Origin of the sequence: Olivibacter domesticus, assembly GCF_900109575.1 — a bacterium.
Taxonomy (GTDB): domain Bacteria; phylum Bacteroidota; class Bacteroidia; order Sphingobacteriales; family Sphingobacteriaceae; genus Olivibacter; species Olivibacter domesticus.
The window spans coordinates 102,815-115,074 of the sequence record NZ_FOAF01000004.1 but is presented as its reverse complement, the minus strand read 5'-3'; the positions used below and the strand labels follow the sequence as shown (position 1 = coordinate 115,074).

Annotated in this window: 8 protein-coding genes; all 8 read left to right on the top strand. The window is 39.3% G+C overall.

All coding sequences use genetic code 11. From position 1 onward, the window contains the following. Positions 1 to 1,767 (top strand): RagB/SusD family nutrient uptake outer membrane protein, encoded by a 1,767-nt coding sequence (locus tag BMY50_RS16870; RefSeq protein WP_093327071.1) that lies wholly within the window; start codon positions 1 to 3, stop codon positions 1,765 to 1,767. Positions 1,768 to 1,957: 190 nt separating this feature from the next. Then, positions 1,958 to 3,166, top strand: a complete 1,209-nt coding sequence (locus BMY50_RS16865; RefSeq protein ID WP_202907871.1) for an Sb-PDE family phosphodiesterase — start codon at positions 1,958 to 1,960, stop codon at positions 3,164 to 3,166. Positions 3,167 to 3,357: 191 nt separating this feature from the next. Beyond that, positions 3,358 to 3,888 (top strand): sigma-70 family RNA polymerase sigma factor, encoded by a 531-nt coding sequence (locus BMY50_RS16860; protein ID WP_093326584.1) that lies wholly within the window; start codon positions 3,358 to 3,360, stop codon positions 3,886 to 3,888. A 106-nt stretch (positions 3,889 to 3,994) separates the two neighbouring features. Further along, complete coding sequence (locus BMY50_RS16855) at positions 3,995 to 5,149, top strand: FecR family protein (protein ID WP_162276614.1); 1,155 nt, start codon at positions 3,995 to 3,997, stop codon at positions 5,147 to 5,149. Between the two features lie 220 nt (positions 5,150 to 5,369). Beyond that, the gene (locus BMY50_RS16850) at positions 5,370 to 8,792 is read left to right on the top strand and encodes a SusC/RagA family TonB-linked outer membrane protein (RefSeq protein WP_162276613.1); all 3,423 of its coding nucleotides are present in this window, start codon (positions 5,370 to 5,372) and stop codon (positions 8,790 to 8,792) included. A 76-nt stretch (positions 8,793 to 8,868) separates the two neighbouring features. Then, entirely contained in the window at positions 8,869 to 10,317 is a 1,449-nt protein-coding gene (locus BMY50_RS16845; RefSeq protein WP_162276612.1) for a RagB/SusD family nutrient uptake outer membrane protein, read from the top strand. Positions 10,318 to 10,332: 15 nt separating this feature from the next. Beyond that, on the top strand, positions 10,333 to 11,034 hold the full coding sequence (locus BMY50_RS16840; RefSeq protein WP_139202278.1) for a fasciclin domain-containing protein: 702 nt from the start codon (positions 10,333 to 10,335) through the stop codon (positions 11,032 to 11,034). A gap of 110 nt (positions 11,035 to 11,144) precedes the next feature. Further along, on the top strand, positions 11,145 to 12,140 hold the full coding sequence (locus tag BMY50_RS16835) for a DUF5007 domain-containing protein (RefSeq protein ID WP_093326579.1): 996 nt from the start codon (positions 11,145 to 11,147) through the stop codon (positions 12,138 to 12,140). Positions 12,141 to 12,260 lie beyond the last annotated feature (120 nt).

Genomic DNA, 12,260 nt, shown 5'->3' with positions numbered 1-12,260 from the left:
ATGCAAAAAAAAGAAATATGGGCAATCATTTGCCGCTTTGGGGCGATAGTTATTTGCCTTGTAGTGACCAGCGCTTGTAGTAACTTCTTAGAGAAAGAGCCTTTCGATAAGTTAGTGCCGAGTAGCTTTTTTAAAACGGAAGCAGATCTAAATTTATATACCACTTCTTTTTATCAACGTTTTATCCCAACAGGTCTTGCTATTGTACAGGCAGATGAAATGGGCGAATATACCTCAAAGAATAATTCACCCACCTTTATTGCAGGGAACTATTCTTCGGTTGATCAAGGAGCATGGAACTGGGCTGATTTAAGGAATATCAATTACTTCTTGGAGCAATATAATAATCCAGCGATTCCTCAAGAGGCGAGAAGTCACCATGCCGGTTTGGCCCGCTTTTTTAGAGCACTGTTTTATTTCGATATGGTTAAAAAATTTGGGGATGTACCTTGGTATGGTAAAACGTTGGCAATCGATGATCCAGATTTGTATAAGGGACGTGATGCTCGGACAGTAGTAATGGATTCGGTACTGGCCGATCTAAATTATGCGGTAGAAAATATTAGGGCAACAAAAGATAATACCGCTTCTGCTGTGACCAAGTGGGTTGCGCTAGGCTTGAAATCGCGAATATGCTTGTTCGAAGGGACTTTTCGGAAGTATCATACAGAGCTGAGCTTAAGCAATACAGCGGATACTTGGCTAACACAGGCTGTTGATGCTGCGCAGCAAGTGATTGATTCAAAACAGTATAGTTTGTACGCCACCGGAAATACGGTAACTGATTATCGGGATCTCTTTATTAGTCAAGACCCAAAATCGGTGGAAATCATGTGGGCGAACATCTTTAACGATGGCTTAAAGAGATGGCATGAAATTACGTGGAAGTTTAATTCGGCCACCTATGGTGCTCGATGGGGACTCAATAAGCAATTTGTGAATACCTACTTGAAGCAAGATGGAAGTCGCTTTACAGATATTCCTGGCTATGATACCATCCAGTTTGTACACGAAATGGCGGATCGCGACCCGCGTTTGGGACAGACTATCCGCTCTTTAGGCTATAAACGTTCAGATGGTTCGGCAGCACCACCTAATTTCGGTTATACATTCACAGGATACCATATTTTAAAGTTTAGTTTGGACGATAAAAGGTTAGATGGCGTGGCCGAGTCGAACAACTCCATCACGATGATGCGTTATGCAGAGATTCTATTGAACTATGCGGAGGCAAAAGCGGAGCTAGGCCAAATGGATGCTGGGGTATGGGCACAAACGATCGCATTACTTCGTGCGCGAGCAGGTGTTAATACTGCTGAGCCGGCGCAGGCTGATTCCTACTTGCAAACGGTTTACTTTCCCGAAATATCTGATAAATATCTTTTGGAAGTGCGTCGTGAAAGAGGAATCGAACTGGTGTATGAAGGTTTCCGCTATGACGATTTGCTACGGTGGAAGAAAGGGCATCTACTTGAAATGCAATGGCGTGGAATTTATGTGCCAGCAATGGACAGTCCGATGGATTTAGATGGAAACGGTACGCCTGATGTCGCTTTTGTAAAGACCTTACCAGATACAAAAGTTAATGGTGTTACTTATTATATTATCGATGGTACTGCGTCGAAATTATCAGAGGGTAATAAGGGGCATTTAGTCTGGCGAGATGACGAAAATCGAGTTTTTGATGATAAAAAGTACTTCAAGCCTATTTCCAATGCCGATATTGTCTTAAACCCGAACTTAAGTCAGAATCCCGGATGGAAGTAATGAATTATAAAATATGCTAATTGTGGGTTAAAAACTTGTAGCCGTCATTTCGACTGGAGCAAAGCGCAATGGAGAAATCTGATAAAGAGGTAATTAAATAAAGATTAAATCGTTGAGCCTTCGGATTTTCGACTTCAAACGTTTCGCTCGAAATGGCGGTTTTTTAAACAGCCGTTCTAAATTTTTAAAAATGATATATAACAAGAAAAAAAAGGCATATAAAAGTATCAACTGTTTAGGCATGATATGTTGTCTTGTGCTCTTTAGTACGAGCAGCTCATTGCTCTATGCGCAAAAGAAACCGATAGATAGTCTTCAATTGGTAGATATACCAGGCTATGTTACCTTGAAGTGCGATTTTCATATGCATACCGTCTTTTCGGATGGCCATGTATGGCCAAGCTTTCGTGTTTATGAAGCACAAAGAGATGAACTGGATGCCATTTCAATGACCGAACATATCGATTACGAGGGGTATCCGGAAGAAGTGAAACATGATGCCAACCGTTCCTATGAAATAGGTAAAGCACGTGCGGCCGGTTCTACGCTAATGGTTATAAAAGGGGTCGAAATTTCCCCAAGAGTTCCTCCGTATCATTGTAATGCCCTTTTCGTAAAAGACGCAAATAAGATCCCTTATGCCTACATGAAGGAGACACATAAGAAATTTATAATGAAAGATTCCATAACGAAAGAAGAATTAATGGCTCCCTTTTTAGAAGTACAGAGACAGGGCGCTTTTGTCTTTTATAATCATCCAGGTTATGCCTGGTGGGATAAGAAAGATCGAAATATATTTACGGCTTTTCATAAAGAACTGTTGGAAAAAGGAATATTGGGTGGTGTAGAGGTTGTGAATTCCGGGCGATACAATGTTATTGCGCATGAACTAGCGATGCGGTATAACCTGACGATGTTGGGAAGCTCAGATGAACACTATGATATTGCTAATCAGTATCGAGGGCGCCGTAGACCCATGACATTGGTTTTCGCCAAGCATAGGGATGAGGAATCAATTAAGGAAGCCTTGATTGCAGGTAGAACAGCAGTACTGATGGATGATATATTGATTGGCCGGAAAGCCCTCATGGAGCCCTTTTTTAAGAAAGCCGTTAGTATCCATTCTACTTTTAAACTACGAAATGGAGAACCTATTGTGGAAATTGCTTTGCAAAACGTGAGCGATATTCCTTTTTGTTTAAAGCTTGCTTCTGCCTATCAAGTGGAAGATTTCCCTCTTGGCAGGCTAAGGTTAGCGGGAAAGGAACAAAAAACTGTTGTTTTAAAAGCTGTTTGGGAAGAGGTGCAATCCATTGACCTATCGGTGAACGTGGAGAATATTATCACAGGGGTAAACGAAGAATTGCAGTTCCAAATACCAGTGATTTTTAATCGTTAGATGTTCTATTTATAGGATTAACAAATCGGCTATAAACGCAATCGATTGCGTTTATAGCCGATTTGTTAATATCAATTTAATCACTTAACATTGATTTTATAATTAGTTTGTAAAGAAAAAAAGCTAACCAATAGGCCAAACTAAGGGACAATTTACGTAGTAAAGAGAGGTACTTTTTAAACGGGTATACTATGAATATGTTATCACCTGACGAAGTAAAAGGATGGTTTGATCTATATTACACTAGATTGTGCACCTTTGCGTTTCGTTTAGTAAATTGCCAGGAAACTGCGCGTGATTTAGCACAGGATGCTTTTGTTGTTTTAATGGAAGGCACGTTGAAAAGTGTGGATGACCCAAGTGCCATTAAGAGTTATTTATATAGTACTGTTAAGCATGCAGCGCTCAACAGAATTAGGCATAAACAAATCGCCAGTCGTATCCATGAACAAGATTTTGTAGAGGATGCAAAAGTGCTTCAGGCCATGATGCATGCGGAGGTGATGGGCGAGTTACATGCAGCACTCGAATCCCTTCCTTCAGGCTGCAGTCAGATTTGTAAAATGGGGTATCTTGAGGGGATGAAAAATTTCGAGATTGCAGAGGCCCTGAATGTAAGCATCAACACCGTAAAAACCCAAAAGCAACGTGCCTTGATGTTATTGAGAAATCGTCTATCACCACAAGCGCTATCTCTCTTAATTTATTTTTTATTAAAATAATTTTGTTGACTATCAGTTGATTGTATTCTTTTTCCGAAAATATTAAAAATCTTTTCACCCCTTTTTAAGATTCATGTTCCTTAGGATAAAAGAAGATAAATCTTTTATGGACAAGGAACAATTTGAGTTAGCAAAACTCATTTCCCAATACCTGCGAGGAGCCTTAAACGCCGAAGAAGAAACCGATTTATTAAAGCGTGCAGAACAAGATGAACAATTACGTCAGTTATTAGAACGATATGCCGATACCTCCATCCTTGCTGATGACCTTATTCTCTTTGAAAATATTGACAAAGAAGAAGATTGGAATCTTGTTCTTCAAAAATATAGACAACCAGGCACTAAACGAAAGCAACATAATTGGTTTAAGTGGAAATGGTTGAGTATCGCTGCAGTGTTTCTGCTTTTGTGTGGAATAACATGGTGGGAGTTGCCTAATGAGCGTGAAAACGGCATAATCGTCGATCATCAATATGGCTATCAGAATGATGTATTGCCTGCAGTTAATAAAGCAATACTAACGTTACCCAGCGGGAAAAAAATAGTTTTGGAGGGGGATTCGCTGGAGTTTAAAGAAGACAGTGCACTGTCGGTTAGTAAATCAATTGATCAAGACCGGCAAAAATCCACTGATCTCCTTAATCAAATTAGTGTACCGAAGGGTGGAAACTATCAATTAAAACTACCTGATGGCTCTAACGTGTGGCTAAATGCAGCATCTATCTTGGAATTTCCTGCAGACTTCACGGAAAAAGAACGTGTGGTTAAGTTGTTAGCTGGGGAAGCCTATTTTGAAGTGGTTCCAAAGACTAATTCCCCCTTTATTGTATATACCAATCAAATTCATGTAGAAGCGCTCGGAACCGCATTCAATATCAATACTTATACTAACGACCAAACAAAAACAATTCTTACCGAAGGAAAAGTAAAGGTAAGCAATCAACAAGATCAGAGGATCATTACACCCGGATATGCGGTGTCATCTTATGCCGATAGGTTATCAGTCCACAAGGCAGACATAGAGGAGGCGCTCTCTTGGAAAGAAGGTTATTTCTATTTTGATGGGAAAAATCTATATCAAATATTGGAGGAAGTAGCGCGTTGGTATAATGTCGATGTTAAATATAATACGGAAATAAGTAAAGAGCGGTACCGTGGTGGAATCAAACGTAGCGTAACACTAGGCGGTGTGTGCCAAATGTTGACAGATTTAAGCGGCCATCAATTTTCTATTGACGAAAAAATTCTAACTGTTATCTAAAATAAGAAAGGAGTGTGTATGAACTAAATTGACTGAACCAACATATGTATAAAAAATCCGGAAGTACTGGCATACCTCCGGAAAGTGACAAGGTATACATATAATGATGTAAATAATTATTCGATAACCTTAATCAATCAAATTTATGGATAAATTCCGTATTGACCAATACCGGAAGTGGTATGGTTATAAATCAACCCACAGAAAAATTCTTATAATCATGAAGTTAACATTTGCGCTTATGTTAGCTTTTGGCTTGGGGGTGCACGCACGAGCCTTGGCCCAGAAGGTAACACTCTCCAGTAAAAGTATCTCTCTGGAGGAGCTTTTTAAAGAAATAAAAAAGCAAACGAGCTATCGTTTTATGTTTGAAGAAGGACTTTTGGATCATAGTCAACAAATCTCCTTAGACCTAAAAGATGCATCACTCGAGGCAGTTTTACAAAAAGCGTTTAAGCATCAGCCCTTATCCTATCAGATTTACGATGGAACGGTGATCGTTAAAAAAAAGTCGGTAACAATCGAATCTTTTATACAGAATAAGATACATGGGGTTGTGAAAGATGAGCGAAATCAACCTTTCGCAGGTGTTTCGGTGAGGGTTGCTGGAAAGAATATCACGGCTGTAACAGATAGCCGTGGCGCTTATGAAATCCAAGCTTCTATTGGTGATAGCCTTCGATTCACTTTCGTAGGTTATAAAACAAAAACACTCGCTGTTAAGGGGGGTGCATTGATTTTATCATTGCAGTTAGACGAGGGACAAGGCTTGGATGAGGTGGTTGTGATTGGATACCAACAACAATCGTTACGGAAAACCACGAGTGCTGTCCAGGTAGTTTCGGGAAAACAGATAGAAAACCTTCCTGCTCCAAGTTTTGAAACACTGCTGCAGGGACGTGTGTCGGGGATTAATATTCAAAATTTCACGGGTGAACCGGGTGTACGAAATACATTTACAGTACGTGGAAATACCACTATTTCGGGTGGATTAAATGATGAAGTAGATCTAGCGAATACAATGAGTTCCCCCTTATTTGTAATCGATGGAATGCCTATTTCCAGTACAGATTTATCAGGTGGGGCGACGGGTACAAACTATATAGCCGGTATAAATGTGAACGATATTGAAAGCATTGTAGTACAGAAAGATGCCGCTGCTACAGCCGTTTGGGGATCGAGAGGAGCGAACGGCGTTATCATTATAAAAACAAAACAAGGATCAACCGGTAGGCCAACAGTTCGTTTATCGTATTATACAGGTGCTTCGCAGCGTCCAGAGCTCCAGCGTACATATGCAGGTGCAGAGGAAAGACGTCAAAAAATGGACATATTGAAGGAATATGGATCGCACGCGCAATTAGGAATTATTCCACAAATCTTGACAGACAGTTTAAACCCTAGTTATAATAATGCGACAGATTGGCAAGACCTTTTCTATTCAACAGGTCGTATAAGTAATTATGATGTCAATATATCCGCCGGGAATGATGTGCTAAACTATAGATTGTCTTTAAACCACTATAATGAAGACGGAATTATGCGGAATACCGGTTTTAAACGCTATTCATTACGCGGAAATTTTGATTTTCGGCTTTTTCCGATTGCTAAAACCAGTTTGATTATCTCTGCCTCGAGAATGGATCGTAAAAGAGGTTTAGGGAGAAGTGCAAATGAAGGTGACCCTTTACCCGTTGACAAAGGGTCGATGCCTTCTTCTTTCGTTAAATTGAACGATGTTGATTATGAATACTATTATGGACAATATGATAAATTACGTGATAATAACCAAACGGATGCCATCAGTATATTTTCTCAAACGGATGTTGACCTTATAAAGGGGTTAAGATATTCTTTACAAGCATCTGGGCAGGCAAATATAGATAGGAGAGATCGATTTATGCCCACGGAAATTGCACCGAATGGAATCTCTTTTGCTTCAGCGAACCGGTTTGAAGACTATACTTATAATTTAGCCAATATCTTGAATTGGACACACAGTATACAGGAAACACATAACCTAAACCTTACCGCTATGCAGTCTTTCGAATATAAAAATCGAAAAAAGACGCAACTACAAGGGTTAAATTTACCTACAGACGATATCAAGGTAGTGCAAGGTATTGCTCAACGCGATTTGACTGGAAAGTCTGATTTAGAGGAAGCCGGTTTATTATCTTATTTAGGGCAGTTTTCCTATGATTATAAAGGAAAATATATCATCAACGCATCATGGCGTGCAGATGCTTCTTCTCGCTTCGGTCGAAACACGAAGTGGGGTTATTTCCCCGCATTCTCAGCTGCTTGGGTAGCATCTGATGAGTATTTTTTGAAAGACATAGATTGGCTGGAGCTGTTGAAATTTAGAGCAAGTTATGGGCATTCAGGAACCTTACCAGGAAAATTCTATGCACCTTATAATGTTTGGGATATCGCTACTGCAACCTATGGTGGAGGCGGCATGTCAACACCTATTTACTACTATGACCCTAATAGAAACTCACTCACACAACCTAATCTTACCTGGAATAAGTCCAAGCAAACCAATCTTGGTTTAGATCTTTATCTCTTTAAAAGCAGATTAAATATTACGGCCGATGCCTATAGAAAGGAAACCATTAGTCCGATATTCGCATTTGCTGTTCCGTTTTACACAGGCTATACGAAGATCTCCTATAACGTACCTATGAATATTCTCAATGAAGGGATTGATCTTACCATAACTTCCCGAAATTTAGGTGCTGATAGCAAACTACAATGGACAACCAACCTTAATTTAAGTTACAATAAGAACAGGCTGGCGTCTTTGCCCAATAATGACCGCACCTTTTATATGGATTCCAGAGGATATAATCAGCAACTTCTTTTTTCAGTAGGAGGGCCTATTTATGGATGGGCGCAAATGATCTATCAAGGAGTTTATAACCAGCAGGGAGATATTCCAGTGAACCCTATCACTGGTCAGCGACTGACCTATTTTAAAGGTAATTACCCTGTACAACCCGGTTTTCCAAATTGGTTGGATGTCAATAACGATTGGGATGTATGGAGTGACGAAGATAGGGGGAACGCTGATGGCGATTTAGTACAAACGGGTGATCCAAATCCAAAATTTGTAGGTGGTTTGTACAACGAATTTACATGGAAAAATTTCTCCCTAGGAGTTTTGGGAACCTTTACCTTCAAACGCGATATTATTAATACACTGATGTCTAATCAGTTTTCCAATATATGGAATTATGGGAGCATTAATAATTTTGGTAATCAACGCTTGCCAGACATGAGCGAAATCAACTATTGGACACCATCGAAGGCAGAGGATCCCAATTACGAAGCTAACTTTCCATCTATCAGTCCTTATGGTCCTAACTTCTATCAGTTTTTTCCCTTTAGCACTTTATGGAATGAAAAGGGTGATTTTTTTAAGATCAAAACAGTTACAATAGGATATCGCCTAGCGGATAAATTAGTTGATAGAATAGGTATAAAAGGAGCGAGGGTATATGCTATGTTCGATAATATTTATACGTTTCAATCCGCAAATATTCCAGATGCAGAAGCGATTAGCCCACAAGGCGAATATGATGGAGGAGCCTACCCACTGCCGCGGAAATTTACATTTGGAGTCGAATTAACCTTATAAAGAAATGTTTATGGCAATAAAATGAACCGCTGCACATATGAAGTACAATGGTTCATTGTTATTTAAAATTGTTAAGATGAAAAGATATAAAAGTTTAACGTTTAAAGCCTTACTCACAGCCTTCGTTTTTTTGTTGCCCGGTTGTAGTAAGTACATCGATTTAGAACCTCAAAATGCGACCTACGACGAAGTTTTCTGGGTAAGCGGCGCTAATGTACAGAAGGCCATGTCAGGGGCATACGGTCTATTAAGAGGTAGCTTTTTGAGCGATAGAAGCTATTTCATTTTTGGTGACGTCGCGGCTGATAATTTTGATGTTAGCGGTTTCTGGAATTATACTGCCATTGTACAAAGCGGCGGTTTTAAGTTTAGCTATGTTCCCTATTTAGAGGCCTCCTTGAAAAATTGGACGCGATTTTATAGCGTAATTAACCAATGCCATCTTATCATTGAGAATACCCCAAAGATTGATGTAAGCAAATTTGCTGATGGGGAAATTCAAAAGAAACGATTAGAAGGAGAGGCTAGATTTCTAAGAGCCTATACTTATTTTTATATGCAGCGTGTTTGGGGAGATGTAGTGATGACGAAGGAATCATTCAAAGATCCCGATGCTATACAACCTATCCCTCGCAGTTCAGAAGAAGAAGTATTAACCTATTGTATAACAGATTTAGAGGCAGCAATTGGTTTATTGGATAACGCTGGAGAGAAGATTGTCGCTAATCAAGGTGCAGCACTTGCCCTACTGGCCGAAATATATGCCTGGAGACATGATTATGTGAATGCAGAGAGATACTGCAACGAGGTGATAGACAAAGGATACAGTCTCGAAAATTTAGCCGATTATAAAAAAATCTGGAAAGGGAATTCTAAAGAAAGCATTTTTGAGTTGAATATGCTGTTTGACGCGGTAAGCAATGAAGCTACAGCTGGTTTTTTTAATATTTTCTTGACAGATCCCTATATAAAAAATAAAGCGATCAACGACGCCTGGCCAGTTGGAGAAGCAATGAAAAATACGTTTGAAGAAGATGACAAACGTGTTGATACCATTATGACCTTATCGTCTGGAGGGAATAATAAGTATATCTTGACAAAATATGATGGAGTAAATTATTATGATCCAAACAATACGTCAAACTATGTAGTGAGTAATAATTTGGTGCTGATTCGTTTGGCAGATATTTACCTATTGAGAGCTGAAGCACGGTATAAAAATGGAAATATAACTGGTGCGCAAGATGATTTAAACTTGATCAGAGCGCGTGCCGGGCTGGGACTTTATAATGGCATAGGAGAAAACCTTTTCAATGAAATCTTTGATGAGCGTCGCAGGGAGCTCTTGGGAGAGGGGCAGGCAATGTTTGATATGATTCGTATGGAGCAATTGCAGCGCCTATTCTCTGGAGAATATTCAAATGACCGAATGGCTAAGAAGGGATACTACTGGCCCTTGGATATGCGAAATCTATTGCCGCAAAATGAATTGTTAACACAAAACGAGTGGTGGAAATCGAATTAATTAAATGGCTTAAAGATGAGAAAGAAAATGAAAGTATTAAATAGCATTATTTGCATAATGGTTATAGTAACTTGTTTTATTACAGGTTGTAAAAAGGATGGCTATTTTGTGGGCGGTACACTGCACGACGCAAAAGTAAATTTAACGACCTATGATTTTCTTAAAAATAATGATCGCGGTTTGTTTGATACATTGATTATGTTAATAGACAAAGCAGGGATTAAAGAAAAAATCAATGCCTCTAATACTACCTTTTTTGCACCTACGGATTACGCGATAAACAATTATGTAGAATTTCGGACATTAAAGGAGCAAGAGATTGATCCAACTAAAAAATGGACGGTAGATTCCATCATTAAATATGAATTGACAAGATTTGCAGACTCACTGGATATTTATAGAATACCACAAACATTGGATTATGGTGATCTAACCCAGAATGGCAAACTGTATAGTACAGCTAGGCACGATGCTGAAGCTGTAGTTTCGTATGAGCGGACAAATGATCCGGCTTTGGGGTATAATCCAGGCAGTTCAAACTGGCCACAAGTGGTCATATTTACGTATCTCTTCCAACCTATTTCTGAACCTTTTGTAGCGGAAGAGATCCCAACTTCTGTTGGTGCTCGTACGATTGTTCAGACTTCAGGTGTGGAGAGTTTAACAGGTCGTGTAAATGTGTTGACAAACCAGCATACGCTGTTTTTTGCTAGATAAACAGGAATTAAATTGATGGAAAAAATGAAACCATCATGATTTATTCAAACCACACAGGGGAATGAATAAATCTGATAGCTTCATCACCGCTAAAAAACAAATTTAAATCGATGAAAAAAGTTAATAATAAAATCAATTTGGTATTTGTCGTTGGTCTTTTTATGATTGTTCTTTCTGCGTGCAAAAAAGTTCCAGATGGATTTTTAAGCGCGCTGGTAAGATATGAGGAAGTGCCAATCAATGTACCTAAGGGAAGGGCCTATGTTAGTTCAGCACTTAATTTAGATGGTTCGCAGAAACCCGTCAAAGTTAAATTGGTGCATATACGAGATAAAGTTACTGGCGAAATTTTGGATGATGTTTTTTTAAAGGAGTATCCGTTGTTAGTTTGGAAAGGTTATTATGATCCAAAACTTGATACAACACTCGAGATGATAGATGCAAAACGGGAGCAAAAAATGGTAGCGCCGGTTAGTATTAATGAATCAAGCGGTCAGTTAGAAGCTAATTACAATACCATTAATGTCCCTTCTGGTAGCTATATCCTCGATCTTGAAATCTCCAACGAGTCTGGAAATAAAATATATGAAGGTATTGGAGAATTTAACATTTTAGATACACCAAGTTTTGAGGTCCCAGCAGGCAGAAGTACGGTTGCTATGAAGGTAGGGGCTGAATCTACCACCAAGACCCTGCCGGCGGGTTTAATTAGCGTCAAAAGAATTAGCGAAGAAGGAAATAAGGTAATTGTACAAATTGTTGACAAGAACGGTGTGCCCTTTAATCCCGAAACCGGAGAAATTGCGCGAAGGCCACAGTCGGGTACTGCTGGAGGTTGGCTTCAGACTATGCAGGATTACGCACTAGACTATCAGGCTGTCAACAACCAGATGGAATTTACTTATGCTGTTGTTCCGTTTCCTTTAGCTTCGTTGGGTAATGGTTTTAATTATTACTACCGCATTCCAACTCAATTTGTGCACTTTGACGAGGAGCTTGAAATTCCAGATGATACCTATTCTTGTAATGCACGATTTTCGTTTCGTGCACATCAACCAGGTACCTATGAAGTTTTGGTAACGGTTTTAGGCGTAACGCATCGTTAAGCCCTGAACGAATTACCTAACAAATTGGCCATAAGCACAATCGATTGCGTTAATGGCCAATTTGTTATTGTCGATTTAATCTTTTAACATTGGTTTTATAATCAATTATATATACACTAA

Excerpts from the sequence above, each read along its gene's own strand:
- BMY50_RS16845 (WP_162276612.1), top strand. The coding sequence starts at position 8,869 with ATGAAAAGATATAAAAGTTTAACGTTTAAAGCCTTACTCACAGCCTTC.
- BMY50_RS16870 (WP_093327071.1), top strand. The coding sequence starts at position 1 with ATGCAAAAAAAAGAAATATGGGCAATCATTTGCCGCTTTGGGGCGATA.
- BMY50_RS16860 (WP_093326584.1), top strand. The coding sequence starts at position 3,358 with ATGAATATGTTATCACCTGACGAAGTAAAAGGATGGTTTGATCTATAT.
- BMY50_RS16835 (WP_093326579.1), top strand. The coding sequence starts at position 11,145 with ATGAAAAAAGTTAATAATAAAATCAATTTGGTATTTGTCGTTGGTCTT.
- BMY50_RS16840 (WP_139202278.1), top strand. The coding sequence starts at position 10,333 with ATGAGAAAGAAAATGAAAGTATTAAATAGCATTATTTGCATAATGGTT.
- BMY50_RS16850 (WP_162276613.1), top strand. The coding sequence starts at position 5,370 with ATGAAGTTAACATTTGCGCTTATGTTAGCTTTTGGCTTGGGGGTGCAC.
- BMY50_RS16865 (WP_202907871.1), top strand. The coding sequence starts at position 1,958 with ATGATATATAACAAGAAAAAAAAGGCATATAAAAGTATCAACTGTTTA.
- BMY50_RS16855 (WP_162276614.1), top strand. The coding sequence starts at position 3,995 with ATGGACAAGGAACAATTTGAGTTAGCAAAACTCATTTCCCAATACCTG.